The sequence below is a fragment of the Mucilaginibacter sp. P4_D1 genome, from assembly GCF_056401935.1.
The window spans coordinates 21092-41084 of the sequence record NZ_JBFUIJ010000051.1; the positions used below are offsets into that span (position 1 = coordinate 21092).

Sequence of the window (19993 nt, forward strand, 5' to 3'; positions counted from 1 at the left end):
ATATTAGTGTAATCCAAGCATGTTCAGTTTGTTCAAACGATATATACGCATTGAAAATATGTCCCGAGGCTACTGTTCTCAATCGTTCTCTTCATTTTTTTCCACGGGTTAAAACCCGTGGCTACAAGATTGGCCGAGGCTACGCCTCTAAATTGGTGTTGAAGAAGCACAGATCTGTCAAGAAAAGACATGTAACCCCATCTACAACAAAAACAACGTCCCCAGCGAAGTACGCAATTGCTTAAGCGCTTTGGTCAAATGATTTTCCACTGTTTTGGTAGATATATTGAGCCTTGAGGCAATTTGCTTGTGGGTTAGGTACTCTTCGCGGCTAAGTTTGTAAACTTCGCGGCATTTTTCGGGTAGCGTTTCAACTACCGAATTTACCTGTGAAACCAGCTCTTTGTATTCTAAATTTTCATGAGTGGCAGGGCTTTGCAAACGGTTCGCAAGGGCATCAAACACATCGCTTGTTGCAACCCCGACACGAATTTGCCTGTAAACTTCATAACGGATGGACGCATACAGGTATGCTTTTAATGATACGGCTATTTCGATATTATCCCTGCTATTCCAAATCTTAATGAACAGCTCCTGGATAACATCTTCGCAGGCCTGCTTATCTTTTAAAACATTATAAGCCGATAAGAACAATTGCTGCCAGTATTTTTTGTAGATAGCGCTCAACGCACTTTCATCGCCCGACTTTAACCAGTCGATCAATTGCACATCGCTTATAGCTACCTTTTCTGCCATCCTGAAAGGGGGTTAACATAGAATTGCGATAAATTTAGCAAAAATTAACTATTGATGTAAATTATGGCATAAATCAATCAGGGCTGACGCATCTAAATAGTTACCGGCGATAAGATGTTATTTAATAATAGCTAAGGGAATAAGCTTATATCGCCCGGAAAATATAAGCATAAAACGATACCTTATTTTTATTGGCTGGTCCCGGCTAAATGATGGAAGTATCCAAGTGACTTGTATTGGCCAACACCTGGCACAAGTATTTGGATGCGCCTAAATTGCGCAATCAGTTTAGTGTTAACCATGATAAAATATAAAATATTGATTATTAATAACTTATAAATATTTTATCTGAAATGTGTTAAGTTATGTTAACCCAATCAGATGCGTTTATCCTGACAAATCAATTGCAATCGCAGGCGTTTTAAAGCGTCAATTTACCTCAAATCCCGGGTTGCAACCATCATTTGGCATCATGAAAAATAATTCCCATGCTGTGTCGCCGGCCGCTGGTAATCTCGGCTATGCCGTGTTTCATATTAACCCGGTGGTAGCCTTTGCTGCCTTTTGCCGGGCGGTAACTGGTTGTAAATAATACCATATCGCCCTTACCGGGTTTTAACACCATTGCCCTTGATTGTTCGCGCGGTTTTTGCTCCAGCAAAATAAATTCGCCGCCCTCATAGTCAACCCCGGGCTCATCTAAAATAAAAACCGATTGGATAGGGAAGAATACTTCGCCATACAAATCCTGGTGCATGGCGTTATACCCGCCTTTGGCATATTGTAAAATTAACGGGGTTGGGCGCAACTGTTCATGCTGATGGCAATGCTGAAGCAATTCATCTAAAGTATCGGCAAAACGCGTTGGCTTATTTAGCAATTCCATCCAGTTATTGGCTATGGGGACCAATTGCGGGTAAACACTTTCCCGCAATTGCTGAATAATTACCGGCAATGGGTATTTGAAATACTTGTACTCGCCCCTGCCGTAATGATGGCGCTCCATCACAACGGTTTTGCGATAAAGGTCGTCATCTACATATTGACTAACCAGGCCGGCGCATTCATCGGCAGTTAATACATTTTTCACTACAGCATACCCACGGGCATCCATATCTGTCTTGATATCGCCCCAGTTTAAACGGGTAATTCGTTCTTTAATTTCCATCACCTTTTATATTGATACAGATTGATTAACTATTGCTGCCTCCCAGCCTATCATTGCCGATTTACGGGTTGCCCCCCAATGGTATTGACCAGATTCGCCTGTTGACCGGATGACCCGGTGACAAGGGATCAAAAACGCAACCGGATTAGCTCCTATGGCGCTGCCTACTGCCCGGCTGGCATTTGGCAATTGTATTTTTTGCGAAACATCGCCATAGCTGCATAAGCCACCCATAGGTATTTTTAACAAGGCATCCCACACCTTTAATTGAAAACTGCTGCCTTTTAAATGCAATTTAATTGCCGGCAATTGCGACCAGTCTTTTTTAAAAATATGCAAAACATCCTGTTGCATCATATCAACTACCTGGGTATAGGCAGCATTAGGAAAATGCTGTTTAAGCTGATCTAAAGCGTCGGCATGATCGTCGGCAAAAGCCATATAACAAATGCCTTTGGCGGTAGATGCCACAATGATATTACCAAACGGACTTTCGGCAAAACTGTAGTTAATGCTCAGCTCCCTGCCTCCGTTTTTATATTCGGCCGGTGTCATGCCTTCAATGTTGATAAACAGATCATGTAAACGCCCGGTGCCCGACAGCCCTGTTTCATAGGCGGTATCAAACAAGGTTGCCTGCTTATCTTTTAAAATACCTTTGGCATATTCAAGGCTTAAGTATTGTAAAAACTTTTTAGGGCTTATGCCCACCCAATCTGTAAACAAACGCTGAAAATGGAAGGGGCTGAGGTTAACCTTTTCGGCAACTTCATCTAAATTTGGCTGGTTTTTAAAGTTGAGTTTTATATAATTTATCGCCTCGGCAATACGATCGTAATTGATATTTTCCTGTGTGTTCATCATCTTATTTGTTATTTATAAACAAATGTAGGCCGATAGCGGGTGTGGTAAAACCCGGAACTTGCTAAAGTCTGAATCAGAATTTACAGAATTTTAAAATGAACAGAATGTATGCATAGTTTGTTCTGCAAATTCTTTAATCCTGTAAATTCTGATTCAGGTTCCTCCTCGTCGCAAATAATCCCAAACTCAATATCAGGCTTGTACCCAATACTACAATAAACAGCAGCCCCGTACCAACCTGCGGTATCTTCAAATTATCTGGCAGGTTATAATACAGCAACACACTGATTAGCCCGCGGGGTACTATTACTAACTCGGGCATCAGGTCGGTTTTGGATATGAATTTGATATATAAAAAGCGGACCAGGTAAATGGACGCCAATATTGCACCGCCGGTTAACAACAAGGTAATATCCTGCAATTCATAAATATCCATGGTATAACCAAACACTATGAAAAAGAACGTGCGCATCAAAAAAGCGCTCTCGGCAGATAACTGGAAAAGCTGTTTGATATCGTGCTGGAAGGTTGGATAGATAAACAGTTTTCTGAACCACGGAAAACTGATTTGGTTGGCATTGTTCAGGAACAGGCCCAGCGCCAGTACAATTATCAATGCCGATAAATGGAAAGATTGCCCTACCGAATAAACCAATATAAGCAAGGCGATAATAAGGAACGATTTAATGTGATGCGTTAACCGGCCAATAAGGTAAAGCAACAGCAGGCAGGATATAATGGCTGCTATAATAATGCCTGCAAGTTCGCCGCCAAGTTTTATAAACGATACCACATCAATTTGCTGGTTACGCACTATAAAGTTGAACAGCACCACGGTAAGGATATCCGAAAAAGAAGACTCATAAATAATAAACTCCTTTTTATTTTTACCAAGATTGGATGCCGAAGGAATAGCCACTGCCGAACTGACCACGCAATAAGGTATGGCATTTACAAAGCACAGATAAAAGCTTTGCCCGGTTAAATACCTGATGATAAACGTAATGACAAATGCGCTAACCAGTAAAATCGTAAATGCCGAAAAGAATGCTTTTTTGATGATGGCATTTTTATCGTTGTTGTACCGCAGTTCCAGCGCCCCCTCAAATACAATCAGTATAAGGCCCAACGTGCCAAGCGTAGGCAAAATCACCTTAAAATTGATCATTTTCACTCCAAAATAGTCAACAGCAAAATGTATCGCGATGCCAAGCATCAGCAATAAAATAACCGAAGGGATTTTGGTTTTGCCGGCTATCAAATCGAAGAGGTAGGAAAAAATCACCAGTCCGCTTAAGATAATCAGGGTTGTATATGTAGTCAAATTATCAATTGTTTAACAGGGTGAGTACATAAATCAGCCTTAACATTTCAAACTTAAGCATTGTTTCCCAATTTTTTTTGCCACATAGAGCGCATCCCTTGTTTGAAAGCCGATATCTTTTATATTTACTTCTTTAACAATAACAGCCTATGGATCCGGCGCAATTTTACAGTTTTAAGGTGTGGTTAACTATGGTGATCATTGCACCTGTGCTGCAAATCCTTGTCAGCCAGTTTTTCTTTCACTCCGGGAGTATCCTATCTATCGCCTTTATTAAAGAGTATCCATTATCGGTTGGGGTGCTAATTGTGCTTACCTGCCCCTTGGGCGCGCTGCTTACTTTTATTATCCCACGAATGACCAGGAGTTCAACCGTAATTGCAGTTAAGCAGCGGGTGTCGGCTGCCCTGGGAATTGTTATTATTTTGGTATTTATTGGAGCATTGGCGGCTAAAAACGCTTATTCGCCCTTTGAGTTATCGGCCATGCTGCTGCCATTTTTACTCCCTTTGTTATTGGGTGTTTGGATTTGCCGGCTGGATTTGGAAGATGAAAGCTACGAGGACGAGGAGGAAGAAGAAACTGCAGCATGAACAACTCGCTATTTAAGCCCCTCCCAAAAAAGTCATAACTAAAGCCCAGGCCTCTTTAGATGCAGCTTCATGATAACTTGACCGCTCGTTGCAATTAAAGCCGTGGTCGGCATAAGATATTTTTACGTTGATGTAATCCTTGCCCGCAGCTTCAACTGCACCTATAACGGCATTGATGTTGTCATCCTTAATATGCACATCCTTGCCACCCCAAATAAACAAGTGTTTGCCATGCAGGTTGGCCGCCATATGTGCAACCTTATCAAGCCCGCCGCCATAATAGGATACAGCTGCTTTTAGGGGCAATAAGGCATTGGCTATAAAAGCAACCCGACCGCCCATACAATAACCAATGGCATATACCCGGCTTATATCTACATTGGTTTGCGTATTTAGCCATCCCCAAACAGCTTCCAGGTCGGCTTTAAAACCATCGTTAGTTAGTTTTGATGTGTGTGGTGTTACCGTACTAAAATCGGCATAGTCACCGGCAAAACCTTTTGGCGCTGTACGATGAAAAAGCTCAGGAGCAACGGCAACATAGCCCGCGGTTGCAAACCGGTCGGCAACATTGCGGATATGGTTATTAACGCCAAAAGCTTCCTGCAATACAATAATAGCAGGCGATCCTGCGGTATTAATTCCAGGAAAAGCTGTGTAAGCGGCCATCGAACTTCCGTCGGCAACTTTTACCTCTATATAATTTTTGTTATCCATTACTGATTGAACAAATTGCGATGATTTTCAAAGCTAAAGAATTTACGTGCGAAGGAAAAGTATAAAACCAGGTCACGGTGTTAAAAGCTTTTTTCCTGCAATTTGCTTTCTGCTTTAGGCCTTCGGCTTTCAGCTTATATCTATTTTACAAAACAGTGTGGTTACAATCAATGTTACTTACCATATTTGTACCAAATAAAAACATATGCCCCATCTATTCTCACCGCTTAAAATAAAAAACATCGAACTTAAAAACCGCATCGTGGTATCGCCCATGTGCGAATATTCCAGCGAAGACGGTTTCGCTAATGACTGGCACCTGGTACACCTGGGTGGCATGGCTGTTGGCGGTGCAGCTTTAATTATTACCGAAGCCACCGCAGTATCGCCCGAAGGCCGCATTTCATCTGCCGATCTTGGCCTTTATAAGGATGAGCACATCACCAAATTGAAACAGATTACCGATTTTTTGCACGCCAATGGCGCTTATGCGGGCACACAACTGGCGCATGCCGGCCGCAAGGCAAGCCACCTGCAACCATGGCTGGGCGGCAAACAAGTACCATCTGATAAACCTAACGGATGGAAAGCATACGCACCAAGCGCTATCGCATTTACCGACAGTGAAGAGGCGCCTTTAAAGTTGGACAAAGCCGGCATCGAAAAAATTAAAGCAGATTTTAAGGCTGCCGCTGGCAGGGCCTTGACCGCTGGTTTTGACGTGATTGAACTGCATGGCGCACACGGTTATTTACTGCACGAGTTTTTATCGCCGGCAAGTAATAAACGTACGGATGAGTACGGAGGATCGTTCGAGAACAGGGTCCGTTTTTTACTGGAAGTAATTGAAAGCGTACAGAAAGTTTGGCCGGCAGAAAACCCGCTGTTTGTACGCATATCGGCAACTGAATGGACGGAAGGCGCCTGGACAGCCGATGACTCGGTAGCACTTGCCAAAATATTAAAAAACAAAGGGATCGACCTTATTGACTGCTCGACGGGCGGCAACATTGCCGGTGTTAAAATAGCGTTAAAACCAGGTTATCAGGTTGAATTTGCAGAGAAAGTAAAAAAAGAAAGCGGTATACTTACCGGAGCAGTAGGTTTAATAACCAAACCCCACCAGGCTGACGAAATTATACAGGAAGGTGAAGCCGATGTTGTATTTATAGCCCGCGAAATGCTGCGCGACCCGCATTTTGCTTTACGCGCCGCCCACGAGTTGGGTCATGAAGTAGAATGGCCGGCCCAGTATGTTCGGGCGAAATGGTAGTTTGAAGAAGAATCAAGAGACAAGAATCAAGAGTTAAGACACATCAGCACACAACCATAAACAATAAATAACACAACAACTATGAAACGTACAGCAAACGCCCATTGGAATGGCACTTTACAGGCCGGCAGCGGAGAAATTACCACTCAAAGCACCGTGCTTAACAAAACCCAATACTCTTTTAAAACCCGCTTTGCCGATGGCATAGGCACCAACCCCGAAGAACTGATTGCCGCCGCTCATGCAGGCTGCTTCACCATGGCTGTTGGCGCTGCATTAACCCAGGCCGGCTTTACTCCCGGCGACCTTACAACCGACGCCATTCTTGATCTTGATATGCAAGCCCTAAGCATCACCGGTATTCATTTAGAATTAAAAGCAACGGCAATTGATGGTGTAGACGAAGCTAAATTTAAAGCCATTGCCGAAGATGCAAAGGCAAATTGCATTATATCAAAAGCGTTAAGCGTGCCATTTACTTTAAATGTTACTTACGCATAAGCGATAATTCTCCTCTATGTCATTGCGAGGAACGAAACAATCTCGTAGCTATACATGTTCGCCCTGTAGACTAAGAGATTGCCGCGCTACGCTCGCAATGACATATTTTTTTTCCTTATTTCTGTATCAACACCAATAACTCTTGTGGTGTTTCGTAAGTAGTCCCCTTATAATCCAGAGCTTTTACGCCTACGCAGAGCGTATCTACCGCATGGCTGGCATGGGTGATATAAATCTTTCCCCTTACATCGGGCTGAATGCCTTCACCAGCCAGCTTTAAGCCGGTAAGCAGCTTCATCACGCTGTCAATACCCGCTGTTCTGCTAAAATTCTTAACCTTACCCTGCGGAAAATAGTAATCAAATTTATCACAGGTAATCCTGAACTGGGTTTCGCGCCCAAGTTCTGTAAATTTAAATTGGATGCTTTTTACGGCATCGGAAGTAGTGGGTTTGGGTTTGCACGATAAAAGAGTAACGAAGGGTAGAATAATAAATAAGGCGGATTTACGCATGGTTATTATTATAGATTTAATAATCAAACTTATATAATTTCTCGTACATTCAACCGTGAAATTTTATTTGGGTGTAACCGATAATAATTGGTTTAAAAATTTAAGCCAAATTAATCCTGAAGACGTAAATTTCTGGCAACCTGGAGGCAAACAAGAATTTAAAGCCTTATTATCAGGTTCGCCGTTTCTATTTAAATTGAAAAAACCTTTGAATGTTATAGGAGGTATTGGCTTTTTCTCGAGCCACACGTTCCTACCTCTTTCTGTGGCTTGGGATACTTTTCATGAAAGAAATGGAACGTCAAGTTTTAAAGATTTTCAATCAATGATCTTTAATTACCGAAATGACAAATCAAATCTCAATCCCACTATTGGCTGTATCGTGCTTACAAACCCTATTTTCTTTAAGCAAGCCGATTGGATTCCTATCCCCGAAAATTGGGCCAATAGCATTGTTCAAGGCAAAATCTATTCAACAGATGAATTTATCGGCCAAAACTTATGGACCATAGTTGAAGAACGTCTTAGCCGATATTTGCCAAATACTTATGAGACTAATAACCAATGGTTGATGGAGCCGGCCGCGAGATACGGGAATCCAGTTTTAGCGAAGGTACGATTAGGGCAAGGCGCATTTAGGGTTTTGGTAACAGATGCATACACAAGAAGATGTACAATCACCGGCGAAAGGACTTTACCAGTACTTGAAGCTGCGCATATTCAATCGTATTCCTTGGAAGGGCCAAACGTGATATCAAACGGATTACTTTTAAGATCGGACATTCATAAATTATTCGACAGTGGGTATGTAACTATAACTAAAGATTTAAAAGTCGAAGTAAGTAAAAAAATAAAAGAAGAGTTTGACAACGGCAAAGAGTACTATAAATTCCATGGAAATGGCCTTTTATATTTGCCCAACAGAGATATGGATAAGCCAAATCCATCCTATATTGATTGGCATAATACAAACATTTACAACGGTTAAATCCCCATTCAGTGGGTTAGGGGGCTCCTACTTCAACACATCCAACACCCTGAACATTTTTTCTTTTATCCCCCTGCTTGATCCGCTGAAGTTATTAACCATGATAGAAAAGCAAAGTTCGCGGCCGTTGTGGGTTTGGTAGCCCGCATAGCAAAGCACGCTGTTAATGGTGCCGCTTTTCATTTTCATATCGTTGTATACGGGCAGGCTTTCGTAAAAATCAGGAAACCAGCTTTCCTTTTTGGCCGATTGCAGGATGCGGGCCATGGTATTGGTGCTTACCCTATCGCCGGGCGAGAGGCCGCTGCCATCGTAGGTGTTCATGCTATTCGCATCGATACCGCGGGCCTGCCAAAATTTCTGTACTTCTTCTACCCCGTTTGCAGTGGTAGGTTTACGGCCCTGTTTCCAGGCTATGGTTTTAAGCAATTGCTCGGCATACAGGTTAATACTTTTTTGATTGAGCCAGTAAATGATCCGGCTCAGCGGCGGCGATGAAATAGCAGCCAGATTTTTGGTAATCAAAGGCGCCTTTAATCCTTTTGCCGTTAATGTGGCAACAGATTCGGGATCGAAGCCCACTCCAATTCCTAATTTCTTCAACGTATCCGACAAACGCAAAGCTGCATCATAAGCGGCATCGGGCGTGGCTGCCGAGATGCTTTTTTTATCTTTATCAATAGCGTAGCTGCCGCGCAGGTACATTACTTTACTGCCAACAGGCAAAAAAGCGTAGGCATTGTCGCCGCTGCCTGCCGGGCCATTAACCAATTCGCTTTTAAAAGTAAGGTACGATACATTGGGCACAGTGTACGAAACGCCAATAGGATTGCCCACAGCGCCAGTGCGCAATTTAATATCAAACTGGTTTTCGCGCCAGCAAAGGCCCGATGTTCCGGCGCCATAGTAGTTGCCAATATCCTGCCATATCCACCCTTCGGGGATAGATTGGGTGCCAAATACGCTGTCATCACCAATAATGCGCCCGTTTATTTTTTTGATACCTGCAGTTTTAAGGGCGTCAGCCATTAAGGCCAGCACATGTGCTTCTTTGGTTTGCTCGTACCGCCAGCTGCCCAGGGTTGGGTCGCCGGCACCTTTGATAATGATATCGCCATTGAGCGTGCCGTCGGCAGCAATCTCGCCGTTGTAGCCCAATTGCGTCTGGTACCTGAAATCGGCACCCAAAACGTTAAAGGCTGTAATACTGGTAATAGTTTTTAGGGTTGATGCCGTAGCCAGCCCCATGTTGGGGCTGGCGGCAAATACCTGTTCGCCGGTTTTGGCATCCAAAACAGTGAGCGAAAGCGATGCATAACGGCACTGGCTATCGGCCTGTAACCTGTTAAATGCAGCTGATAATCTCGATTGCAGGTCCTGGGCATAAGCCTGCCCGCTTAAAATAAATAAACTAACTATCAATAACCGCTTCATCCTGCTCCTTAACGTTCCCCTTGGTAATATAATATATCGGGATACCTATCAACACTATACCCAGGCCAAATAACGCGTAGTCGCGTTTGTAAACTAACAATAAAATACAAAATGCAATTCCCATCAAAATGTAAATAGCTGGCAATACCGGGTAGCCAAAAGCTTTGTATGGCCTTTCTAACCCAGGCTTTTTCACCCGTAAAATGTAGATGCCGATAATGGTAAGCACATAAAAAATTACAACTACCAACGAGATCATATCCAGCAAATCGCCATACCTGCCGCTTAAGCAAAGTACAGATGCCAGTGCGGCTTGTATCCATAAACCAAACTCGGGCACGGCAAATTTATTTAGCTCGCCTGTCCTCTTAAAAAACAAGCCATCTTTTGCCATGGTATAATATACACGCGCACCGGCCATAATTAAACCATTATTACAGCCAAAAGTTGATATCATGATCATAACAGCAATTATCTTGGTGCCTATGTCGCCAAAAATAACATTCGATGCAGTTACAGCCACCCTGTCCTTTTCGGCTGTCGCAATTTCGTGCAGCGGCAATACACCTGTATAAACTATATTGGCTGCAACGTAAATAACGGTAACTATCATGGTGCCAAAAAATAAGCTTAACGCCACATCACGTTTAGGGTTGCGCATTTCGCCGGCAATAAAGGTTACGTTGTTCCATGAATCGCTGCTGAATATTGACCCTACCATGGCCGAAGCTACTGCCCCTAAAGCTGCGCCGAGGCCCAATTTTGTAAAGCTTCCATCCTTGTTCAGGTTATGCAAATCCCAGGCATTACTCCAGTTGGCATGCCATACTTCGGGCTTTAAGGCAACAAAACCAAAAATAATGAGTCCGAATAAGCTTAACAGTTTGGTTAAAGTAAAAGTAGTTTGAATCCATTTGCCGCTTTTTACACCACGGGTATTGATATACGTTAGTAATATAATAACCGCTATTGATACCAATTGTGCTGCACTTAAACTGAAAGTGGGCTTAGCCTCGCCTAATTTTAAATAGTAATTATGTGGGAATAAAATATGATCCTCACTTACCGGATGTATCAAATACGCCGTAAATTTTGAAAAAGCCACGCCAACTGCAGCTATAGTGCCGGTTTGTATCACCGCGAAAAAACTCCAGCCGTACAAAAATGCTATAAGTTTATTGTACGCTTCTTTCAGGTAAACATATTGTCCGCCTGCTTTAGGGTACATTCCGCTCAGCTCGCCGTAGCTTAATGCTGCTGTCAATGTCATGAAACCGGTTATAAGCCAAATGGCTATGAGCCAACCTGCTGAGCCTACATTACGTACAATGTCGGCAGCAACTATAAATATACCTGAGCCTATCATTGAGCCTGCTACCAGCATGGTGCCATCAAGCAGGCCAAGCTCATGTTTCATTTTTGGTTGTCCGGAATCTTTTGCCATAAATTAAAAAGGGTTTAAACCCCTAAACTATTCAAAAACTTTAATATTGACAGGCTATTGTAAAGAAAATAAATTTACTATTTTGCAACCACCAATTACACCCTGCTATAGTCAGTGTAGTATTAAGTCGTTAGTCTTAAGTCAGTAGTCTTAAGAATTAAAGAAAAAAAGTAAAAAAAGACTTTTGAATTGCGACTTTAGACTTCAGACTTAGCAAAACTTACTTTAATAAACCAAATTTGTTACTATGGATTTTTTGAACACTTACTTAATTTACTTAATTCCGGTGTTTGGGCTCATCGGTATTGCCGTTATGGCTGTTAAAGCCGCCTGGGTTACCAAACAAGATGCAGGCGATGGGGACATGGTTACGCTGGCCGGCTACATTGCCGATGGCGCAATGGCCTTTTTACGCGCCGAGTGGAAAGTACTTGGCGGCTTTGTTGCCGTAGCGGCCCTGCTACTGGCCTGGAGTGGTACTACCGTGGCCACATCAAGCCCGGTTATTGCCGTGTCATTCATCATCGGAGCGTTTTTATCGGCCTTTGCCGGTTACCTGGGCATGCGCATTGCAACCAAAGCCAACGTGCGTACCACGCAGGCCGCGCGTACCAGTTTAGCGCAGGCATTAAAAGTATCGTTTACAGGTGGTACTGTAATGGGCCTTGGCGTTGCCGGGTTAGCCATTATTGGTTTGGGTTCGCTGTTTATATTATTTTACCAGTTTTATGTAGTTAATGTTGCAGGCAGTACTGTAAATGGCGAGGCAATGGCCAAAGCGCTGGATGTATTGGCTGGCTTCTCGTTAGGTGCCGAATCGATAGCGCTTTTTGCCCGTGTGGGCGGTGGTATTTATACCAAAGCAGCCGATGTAGGCGCCGACCTTGTAGGTAAAGTGGAAGCGGGCATCCCCGAGGATGACGTGCGTAACCCTGCCACCATTGCCGATAACGTAGGCGATAACGTAGGCGACGTTGCAGGTATGGGCGCCGATTTATTCGGATCGTACGTGGCAACTATGCTGGCTACGATGGTGCTGGGGCGCGAAATGGTTGGAAGTGATGGTAAAGCTTTGGTTGATCATTTCGGTGGTATTGGCCCAATTTTGTTACCGATGGTAATTGCTGGTTTAGGCCTTTTATTTTCGATAGTCGCAGCGTCCTTTGTAAAAATAAAAAAAGAAGAAGACAGCGTCCAAAAGGCATTGAACATAGGTAATTGGATGTCAATTGTGTTAACCGCCGTTGCAACATACTTTGTAGTACAATGGATGTTACCTGAAGGTGCGTTTCGCATGGTTCGCGATATCGACACTTCTGGTACATTAAAATCCGGCGCAATGGAATTCACTAAAAACGGCGTTTTTCTATCTATCGTTGTTGGCCTGGTTGTAGGTACTTTAATGTCCATCATTACTGAGTACTATACCGCCATGGGCAAACGCCCGGTATTAAGCATCATCCGTCAATCGTCAACAGGGCATGCTACCAACATCATCGGTGGTTTATCTGTAGGTATGGAATCAACGGTGTTACCCATCCTGGTTTTAGCGTCGGGCATTTATGGCTCGTACCATTTTGCGGGTTTATACGGGGTGGCTATTGCTGCTGCCGGTATGATGGCAACAACAGCTATGCAATTAGCTATTGACGCCTTTGGACCAATTGCCGATAACGCCGGTGGTATTGCCGAAATGAGCCGCCTGCCCGAAGAAGTGCGCCACCGTACAGACAATCTGGATGCTGTAGGTAACACTACTGCAGCTACCGGCAAGGGTTTTGCCATTGCGTCGGCCGCGTTAACCTCACTGGCTTTATTTGCAGCCTTTGTGGGTGTTGCGGGTATCGAGCATATTGATATTTACAAGGCCGATGTTTTGGCCGGTTTATTTGTGGGTGGTATGATCCCTTTCATCTTCTCGGCATTGTGCATCTCGGCTGTAGGCCGTGCTGCCATGGCCATGGTTGAAGAAGTGCGCCGCCAGTTCCGCGAAATTCCGGGTATTATGGAGTACAAGGCCAAACCCGAATACGAAAAATGCGTGGCAATCTCCACCAAAGCATCCATCCGCGAGATGGTTGCCCCTGGGTTAATTGCGCTAATCACCCCTATCATTATCGGTTTTGCCTTTGGCCCCGAAGTGTTGGGCGGGTTATTGGCTGGTGTAACCGTATCGGGTGTATTGATGGGTATTTTCCAGAGCAACGCCGGTGGCGCATGGGATAACGCCAAAAAATCATTCGAAAAAGGCTGCCTTATCAACGGTGAGATGTACTACAAAAAATCAGAACCACATAAAGCGTCAGTAACCGGCGATACCGTAGGCGATCCGTTTAAAGATACTTCAGGCCCGTCGATGAACATCCTGATCAAGCTGATGTCGATAGTTTCGCTGGTTATTGCACCGCATTTGAATGCGAACCACGTAGCACCAACAGCTATGAAACACGAGGTTAAAAAACAAATTATTGTTCAGGCTTATGCATCGCCTGTAACTAAAGTTGATAAAAAAGGGTAATTACTTTTTAGGAAATTATGGAAAGCCACCTGTTGAGGGTGGCTTTTTTTGTTGGAATCAGAATTTACAGGATTAAAGAATGAACAGAATAATTGTCCGGAATTTTCAGAATTAAAGAAATGACAGAATTTTTTCTGAACCGGGAGTCTTCAGATTTTTTGGATTAATGGTCATTTTTAATGCAAAGTATCTGAGCCTGCTAAGTTATGAATAACCTGAGCGCTTTCAAAAAATAGAAGATTTAACACATTGATATCGCTTTCTCCCGCAGTAAAAAATACCTACCCATAGGTATTTTTTACTGCACCCCCTTTCCGTAATTTTATTGTTCAACAAACCTGATCATTATCAGCAACCTGCGTTATCATGAAAGAATTAGGGCGAACCTGCACACCGAAAAAACTATTACTCGTTATCACCATTATTGCCCTTTTTATTTCGTGCAAAAAAGAAACCACCGCCGACGGTAAAAATGATGGCAAACCAGCTGATAATGCCAAAGTGTATTACTTTACAAGCGATGGGCTATATTTAAACGATAAAAAAATATCGGCCACTAACCCAGGTATGAACGCTACATTAGATGAGAACGGCGACATCGTCGACTATGATGCAGCATCTGTATTTAAAAACGGCACGCCTATATCTACACCGACATCTACTATGTACTATCACGTATTGTGCTATTATATAGATGGTAATGACGTATACACCGGTGGTTATGAATATTACTATACCCCTGATATACATCTATACAGCCGGATAGCTTATTGGAAAAATGGCGAGAAAATGCCTTTAGATTTTGATAATTGGAGCGATGCGGATTTTATATTCAGCATATCGTCAATCGGTAAATACAAGGGTGATATTTACATAGCCGGCGATAGCCGAATTGGAAATATAGCTTACGCCCCCTCCAGGAATATGCTTTGGAAAAATGGCAAGTTTGTTTACCCTACAGATTATTATACCTACTACGCGTATCAACACCCAATCACTGTAAACGGGCAACTGGTGTTTGTAACTAAAGATAGCAATGGCACTTATAGGTTGTATCATAACAACGGGAGCTTTAGCTCAAACTATTTTGATGTGACTACTGCCTTTTCATTCCTAAGATGCGAAAATGGCGACGATTCATACACCGTATCTACACGGATATTTAATGATGTTGGTTATTTACAATGTAAGGCAGGTAATGTTGCCTTAGATACTGAGCATCGTTATTTGGTATCTGCAACCTATAACGGAACCGATGAATATGTGTGCTTAGGCGATCGATCCATAAGACAACATAACATAGTTTACAAAAATGGGGTGAAAATGGATTTACCCGCGGTATTTGCCAATATAGATGTATATCGAATAATTGCAAAATAATTCGTAATCAGTTATTTAATCCTTATCCAAACCTGCATATCATGAAAAAAACTTTACTTCTATTACTCCTTATCTTTTTACAGATAAGCACTTTACTAGCCCAAAAAAATGGAAGTGGGGCATCCAACTGGTCGGCATGGAAAAGTGCGCCATGTTTTACCAACCTTTATATTTCATTCCGCTGTTTGGGCTACATTGAATCTATCAACTCATATTCGTACCAATTCAGGTTTAAAAATACCGGATCGCAAAATATTCATTTTAGTTTTGAAGCGCACGTTGGCAGAAATAATGAGCGGTTGATGGATGGAGCCTTCAGTGTAGATGCAAAAGGGGAGCGCACACACGAAAGTAGCTACGCCAAGGTTGCGCCGGAGTTTAATACCGATAACTTTTTTAATTATAGAGTTACTGCTTACAAGGAGAGCGAGAAAGACGACTGGACACTACCAACTTATAGCTGTGGCAGCAATGGCGTAAAGTTTTGCGTTCAAAATTGTGACAAGGCGAAAACGACGAACAGTGCATCCACTTCTACAACAAACGGGACAACGTATAATCAAACCCAACAACAAAAAGCTAATAATGTCGCTGCTGTAGATGCACAAAAAAGGCAACAAGCTGCCGATGCCCAAAGAATACAGCAGGACATGCAACGCCAAAACCAGGAAGCGGCAAACCGAAATGCAGAGGCGCAACGCCAACAGCTATTATTAAAGCAACAGCAGAACGCGCAAAAGCAACAACAACTTCAGCAAGGATTGAACCAGGTATCGGCTGCCACAGTAGATCTGATAACTGCTTTAAGCAGCAGGAAACGAGCGAAAAAAGAGGCGTTATCCTATGAAGACGGCCAGGCTTTGTTATCTATTGTGAATGCCGAAAACCCATTGAATTATGTGCAGAACGTTATCGATATCTTTTCAGACTTAGGGTACACGCTGGCATCCCAAAAAATTATGGACAATGGTACCGTATTCATCTCTATGAATGATAATGGTGGTTTTGTGTCTTACCCGCTATCTATTTTTATTAGTCGGGCAGGTTCAGCCAGCTATGACTATAAGAATACCATCAGTTTTGATTACCAGAGAAAGACCAAATTGATTAAACAATTGGCTGTTATCAGCAATAATTTGGAAGGTTTGAAAATCACAGGTATCTCGCCCAGCCGAAAGGTGGCAGAAGAACAAAAGCAAGTCGCGATCGACGAAAGAAAAACGATTGAGAGCACCAATACTTTAACGGATGCCCGCAACTTTGAAACCTATTGTGATTTTTTAGCAATGGAGGTTGAACATTTGAATTTTAAGCTCGATAGTGTTTCGGGATACAACTTAAGTACCCAGGGCAAATATATACGCCTGTATTACAAAAACTTAACCGTAGCAATTATACACTCCTTTTATACATTGAAGGCCGTAAATATGCCAGATCATGTTGACCATTATAAAATGAATAAACTGATTGCCATTACGGCAGATAATGATGTAGCTGAACAGGCATTAGAAAACTCCGATCTGCATAAACTGTTAGTGGCTAATTCCGAACATTATTTCAAACAAGGCGGCAAGTTTTATTACCCCCTTTATCAACTTGAAAAAAACGAAGTGTTCAGTAACATTTATGTAAAAGGATATTTGTCGCCCAATTATAAAGGGATAAAGTATTACATGGCCAGGGCCGAATTAAGCGCGCGTGCAACACTTGCAAAAAGCGATAAAACAGCGGTGAATTTACGGCAAAAAGGAGATTTATATAGTACCGGAAGAGGCATTCTGCGTGATAAACCCAAAGCGCTCTCTTTTTATATGAGAGCAAGCGAAATGGGCGACAGCGTATCCATGTGTAACATTGCATCGGTATACATGTTTGATGGCGATGGTATCCAGGAGGACGATGCGAAGGCTATGGAATGGGCGCAAAAATCAATTGACCACGGCTATATGGATGCCTATGCAACGTTGGGGATAATTTACCAATATGGTAAAGGGGTTAAGAGCGACCCTAAAAAAGCCAGGGAACTATATGAGCTTGGCGCGTCGAAATCATCGCCTGCCTGCATGCGCAGCCTATCAGACTTGTATAAAAATGGCAATGGCGWGCCAAAAGATAAAGCCAAAGCAATAGAATGGATGGAGAAAGCCTGCGCCATTGGCAAAGAAAGAGACCAAGAATTTTACTGCACTTATTTAAAGGATCTTTTAAAGGAGTAGAAGGGGAATTTAAAATTCCACACTTTCATTTTTAACTCATTATTTAAACAAACCTGCTCACTAATTAATGCCAGTGTTATTATGAAAAAAACCTTACTCCTCTTCGCTTTATCCTTTCACCTTACGCTTTTATTCGGGCAGCAAAAACTCACCTACAATTGGGGACCGTGGGTACAAAATCCTTGTTTTAAAGGCTTACAAAGCCGGAGCAAAGTACGGGATTATAACGAATCGGCAAAAAAATACACCTGGGATATTGAAATCAAAAACAATTATGGCATAAAAGTTTCATTCAACTATGATATTCAAAATTCGTCGTTGGATGGCAGGGTAAGCATAAATGCCGGCGGTACAGAAAAAACCTGGGCTTTACATCCTTCCAATACGATTATTTATATAGGATTCTCGAAGGTGTGTTTTGACCCTAACGATCGTTGCTCCATCAATTCAAACGGCGTTCAAAATAAAGGGTATAAATGCTACGCAGATTGTGATAACGGAGTGTCTAATACACCGGCTTTATGTGGGAATACAAGCAGTACATCATCTGTAGCAACCACTAACCAGCAACAAAAACCCGCAGATGCCCAACGCGTGCAGCAAGAAGCGCAAAGGCAAAACCAGGAAAATGTCAACAGACAACAGCAATACGTAAATGCCATAAACGCTGGCGTACAGGCGCATAACTCGGGCAATTATACAGAGGCAAAAACTCAGTTTAATAATGCGGTTGGTCTATCGGTTACCACACAGCAACGTGCGACAGCCCAGGATTATTATAATAAAACAGTGAGCCTGGAAAAAAGCCAGGCTAAGGTTCAAACTGCCGTTGCGGTGGTAAATGCAGCTCAGCCCTTGGTTGAAGGCATTTCTGGCCTGATCAGTGATCTTAAACGGCAAAAACGGGAACGGGAGGTGGCGTATGCGCAGCAACGGCAGGAAGAAGCAAAGAAAGTGCAGGAAGATTACCAGAATAATCCCGGTAAACAGGAATACGATATGGCGAGAACCGAACACGTAATTAATGCTAATTATGACCAAGCGATAGTGCTGTATAAACAATCTGCCGCGAAGAATTACTTTTCGGCCTGCGAACAGCTTTTTTATGCTTACAGCCAGGGTGAGATAGCAGTTGTTGATTTAAAGCAAGCCATACATTATGCGATGCTTGCTGTAAGCAATGCGAAAAGTAATAATTTGAAGAGTAACTGGTTAATGAAAATAGGAAATTTGCTTCGAAGCAATGAATTAGGTACCGATAAAAATATACCGGAAGCAATTGAGACCTATAAGGCGGCCTTTGACGTTGTTGATAATGACGATAAATTCAGTAAATATCTTGCAAGCGCTTCCATTGGGTATTCATATGTAACCGAAAAAGATAAAATGCAAAATAGCTATAAAGAGGCGTTGTCCTGGTTTCAAAAGAGTTTGGAATTTGCGAACGGAGAGATGAAAGAGAGCCTTGAGCTATCAGTTGCCAAAATTAAACTGGAGGGTGGCCATGGGGTTGAAAAGAATACAGCCGAGGGCGAACAGGCATTAAAAAAACTACAGGAATCGCAAAATTACCGCATTTTAACAAGCCTGGCATTTTTATATTTAGATGGTGAAACTATTGAAAAAAGCAGTGCGCTATTTACCCAGTTAATTTCCAGGGCTGTAGCCCTGCCCGGACCTAATCCGTTGAATTGTGGAGCATATGCAAAAATGGATATTGGTTATCAATATCTTAAACGGAACAATTTGCCCGAAGCCGAAAAATGGTTTGCAGAAATAGGAAATTGCAAAACTCAAAAAGAAGAGCTATCCGGAAATTATTCTTATATCGCCAGGTATTACTACGGTAAAACTGCAGAACACCCAAATTATGAAAGAAGCGCCTATTGGCTGCAAAAATCAGTCGACGCCAGCAAATACCAATTTGGCGACGACTTCTATCTTTTGGCCCAGTATTATTTAAACGGTACCGGCGTAGAAAAAGACCCCAAAAAAGCATTGAAATATTTGAAAAAAGACTGTAAATACAACGCCCGGAGCTGCAAGCTAATGGCCACTATCAAAGATTGATATAATTGCCAAAAATAGTTGGTAGAATCTTTGTAATCGACTGTAATAAAGGAATATACATCAAGCAAATTGAAATCGGTTTCAATTTGCTTTTTTTGTTATATGAAATCGTCAAAAAAAGGCGTGTTTGACCTGTAAGAGCACGGATGTAATAAAGTGGGGCAAGCAGAATAAAAAACAGCGATATAAGTGTAAATCATGTGGGCAATTGTTTATTCGGCAGCACGCTGGTG

General features: G+C 42.6%; 17 protein-coding genes. 9 read left to right on the forward strand and 8 right to left on the reverse strand.

Annotation, left to right across the window (positions count from 1 at the left end; genetic code table 11):
• Positions 1 to 201: 201 nt before the first annotated feature.
• The 4 genes from AC1DV1_RS27145 to AC1DV1_RS27160 form a co-directional block, all read right to left on the reverse strand.
• Complete coding sequence (locus AC1DV1_RS27145; RefSeq protein WP_477366412.1) at positions 202 to 756, reverse strand: RNA polymerase sigma-70 factor; 555 nt, start codon at positions 754 to 756, stop codon at positions 202 to 204.
• Between the two features lie 460 nt (positions 757 to 1216).
• Positions 1217 to 1924, reverse strand: coding sequence for a 2OG-Fe(II) oxygenase (locus tag AC1DV1_RS27150; protein WP_477366415.1), 708 nt, complete (start codon positions 1922 to 1924; stop codon positions 1217 to 1219).
• A 6-nt stretch (positions 1925 to 1930) separates the two neighbouring features.
• Positions 1931 to 2785, reverse strand: a complete 855-nt coding sequence (locus AC1DV1_RS27155; RefSeq protein ID WP_477366456.1) for a bifunctional helix-turn-helix domain-containing protein/methylated-DNA--[protein]-cysteine S-methyltransferase — start codon at positions 2783 to 2785, stop codon at positions 1931 to 1933.
• Positions 2786 to 2921: 136 nt separating this feature from the next.
• Positions 2922 to 4112, reverse strand: a complete 1191-nt coding sequence (locus tag AC1DV1_RS27160) for a cation:proton antiporter domain-containing protein (protein WP_477366418.1) — start codon at positions 4110 to 4112, stop codon at positions 2922 to 2924.
• Positions 4113 to 4261: 149 nt separating this feature from the next.
• Between AC1DV1_RS27160 and AC1DV1_RS27165 the strand changes: the two genes are divergently transcribed.
• Complete coding sequence (locus tag AC1DV1_RS27165; RefSeq protein WP_477366421.1) at positions 4262 to 4705, forward strand: hypothetical protein; 444 nt, start codon at positions 4262 to 4264, stop codon at positions 4703 to 4705.
• Between the two features lie 12 nt (positions 4706 to 4717).
• Here the strand turns inward: AC1DV1_RS27165 and AC1DV1_RS27170 are convergent, their stop codons facing one another.
• On the reverse strand, positions 4718 to 5422 hold the full coding sequence (locus AC1DV1_RS27170) for a dienelactone hydrolase family protein (protein ID WP_477366424.1): 705 nt from the start codon (positions 5420 to 5422) through the stop codon (positions 4718 to 4720).
• Between the two features lie 205 nt (positions 5423 to 5627).
• Between AC1DV1_RS27170 and AC1DV1_RS27175 the strand changes: the two genes are divergently transcribed.
• Together AC1DV1_RS27175 and AC1DV1_RS27180 are read left to right on the forward strand one after the other, a co-directional pair.
• Positions 5628 to 6695: an NADH:flavin oxidoreductase/NADH oxidase gene (locus AC1DV1_RS27175; protein WP_477366427.1), complete on the forward strand. Its 1068-nt coding sequence runs from the start codon at positions 5628 to 5630 to the stop codon at positions 6693 to 6695.
• Positions 6696 to 6776: 81 nt separating this feature from the next.
• Positions 6777 to 7196 (forward strand): OsmC family protein, encoded by a 420-nt coding sequence (locus AC1DV1_RS27180; protein ID WP_259090564.1) that lies wholly within the window; start codon positions 6777 to 6779, stop codon positions 7194 to 7196.
• Positions 7197 to 7311: 115 nt separating this feature from the next.
• Here AC1DV1_RS27180 and AC1DV1_RS27185 read toward each other — a convergent pair whose 3' ends face one another.
• The gene (locus AC1DV1_RS27185; RefSeq protein ID WP_477366430.1) at positions 7312 to 7710 is read right to left on the reverse strand and encodes a hypothetical protein; all 399 of its coding nucleotides are present in this window, start codon (positions 7708 to 7710) and stop codon (positions 7312 to 7314) included.
• A gap of 55 nt (positions 7711 to 7765) precedes the next feature.
• Here AC1DV1_RS27185 and AC1DV1_RS27190 point away from each other — a divergent pair, with 55 nt between their 5' ends.
• The gene (locus AC1DV1_RS27190; protein WP_477366434.1) at positions 7766 to 8698 is read left to right on the forward strand and encodes an HNH endonuclease; all 933 of its coding nucleotides are present in this window, start codon (positions 7766 to 7768) and stop codon (positions 8696 to 8698) included.
• A 27-nt stretch (positions 8699 to 8725) separates the two neighbouring features.
• Here the strand turns inward: AC1DV1_RS27190 and dacB are convergent, their stop codons facing one another.
• Both dacB and AC1DV1_RS27200 read right to left on the reverse strand, forming a co-directional pair.
• Positions 8726 to 10132: a D-alanyl-D-alanine carboxypeptidase/D-alanyl-D-alanine endopeptidase gene (gene dacB / locus AC1DV1_RS27195; RefSeq protein WP_477366437.1), complete on the reverse strand. Its 1407-nt coding sequence runs from the start codon at positions 10130 to 10132 to the stop codon at positions 8726 to 8728.
• Positions 10110 to 11576, reverse strand: a complete 1467-nt coding sequence (locus AC1DV1_RS27200; RefSeq protein ID WP_477366440.1) for an APC family permease — start codon at positions 11574 to 11576, stop codon at positions 10110 to 10112. Before AC1DV1_RS27200 ends, dacB begins: the two co-directional genes overlap by 23 nt.
• A gap of 247 nt (positions 11577 to 11823) precedes the next feature.
• Here AC1DV1_RS27200 and AC1DV1_RS27205 point away from each other — a divergent pair, with 247 nt between their 5' ends.
• From AC1DV1_RS27205 to AC1DV1_RS27225, 5 genes are all read left to right on the forward strand, one after another.
• The gene (locus AC1DV1_RS27205) at positions 11824 to 14094 is read left to right on the forward strand and encodes a sodium-translocating pyrophosphatase (RefSeq protein ID WP_477366443.1); all 2271 of its coding nucleotides are present in this window, start codon (positions 11824 to 11826) and stop codon (positions 14092 to 14094) included.
• Positions 14095 to 14460: 366 nt separating this feature from the next.
• Positions 14461 to 15474, forward strand: a complete 1014-nt coding sequence (locus AC1DV1_RS27210; RefSeq protein ID WP_477366446.1) for a hypothetical protein — start codon at positions 14461 to 14463, stop codon at positions 15472 to 15474.
• 41 nt (positions 15475 to 15515) lie between these two features.
• A complete protein-coding gene (locus AC1DV1_RS27215; RefSeq protein ID WP_477366449.1) occupies positions 15516 to 17690 on the forward strand; it encodes a tetratricopeptide repeat protein in 2175 nt (724 codons plus the stop codon).
• 81 nt (positions 17691 to 17771) lie between these two features.
• Positions 17772 to 19760 (forward strand): tetratricopeptide repeat protein, encoded by a 1989-nt coding sequence (locus AC1DV1_RS27220; RefSeq protein ID WP_477366453.1) that lies wholly within the window; start codon positions 17772 to 17774, stop codon positions 19758 to 19760.
• A gap of 127 nt (positions 19761 to 19887) precedes the next feature.
• On the forward strand, positions 19888 to 19993 hold a 106-nt coding region (locus tag AC1DV1_RS27225), incomplete at its 3' end, for an IS1/IS1595 family N-terminal zinc-binding domain-containing protein (RefSeq protein ID WP_477366459.1).

Coding starts and splice junctions, on each gene's coding strand:
- AC1DV1_RS27220 (WP_477366453.1), top strand. CDS start 17,772: ATGAAAAAAACCTTACTCCTCTTCGCTTTATCCTTTCACCTTACGCTT.
- AC1DV1_RS27155 (WP_477366456.1), bottom strand. CDS start 2,785: ATGAACACACAGGAAAATATCAATTACGATCGTATTGCCGAGGCGATA.
- AC1DV1_RS27210 (WP_477366446.1), top strand. CDS start 14,461: ATGAAAGAATTAGGGCGAACCTGCACACCGAAAAAACTATTACTCGTT.
- AC1DV1_RS27200 (WP_477366440.1), bottom strand. CDS start 11,576: ATGGCAAAAGATTCCGGACAACCAAAAATGAAACATGAGCTTGGCCTG.
- AC1DV1_RS27185 (WP_477366430.1), bottom strand. CDS start 7,710: ATGCGTAAATCCGCCTTATTTATTATTCTACCCTTCGTTACTCTTTTA.
- AC1DV1_RS27145 (WP_477366412.1), bottom strand. CDS start 756: ATGGCAGAAAAGGTAGCTATAAGCGATGTGCAATTGATCGACTGGTTA.
- AC1DV1_RS27170 (WP_477366424.1), bottom strand. CDS start 5,422: ATGGATAACAAAAATTATATAGAGGTAAAAGTTGCCGACGGAAGTTCG.
- dacB (WP_477366437.1), bottom strand. CDS start 10,132: ATGAAGCGGTTATTGATAGTTAGTTTATTTATTTTAAGCGGGCAGGCT.
- AC1DV1_RS27175 (WP_477366427.1), top strand. CDS start 5,628: ATGCCCCATCTATTCTCACCGCTTAAAATAAAAAACATCGAACTTAAA.
- AC1DV1_RS27205 (WP_477366443.1), top strand. CDS start 11,824: ATGGATTTTTTGAACACTTACTTAATTTACTTAATTCCGGTGTTTGGG.
- AC1DV1_RS27180 (WP_259090564.1), top strand. CDS start 6,777: ATGAAACGTACAGCAAACGCCCATTGGAATGGCACTTTACAGGCCGGC.
- AC1DV1_RS27150 (WP_477366415.1), bottom strand. CDS start 1,924: ATGGAAATTAAAGAACGAATTACCCGTTTAAACTGGGGCGATATCAAG.
- AC1DV1_RS27165 (WP_477366421.1), top strand. CDS start 4,262: ATGGATCCGGCGCAATTTTACAGTTTTAAGGTGTGGTTAACTATGGTG.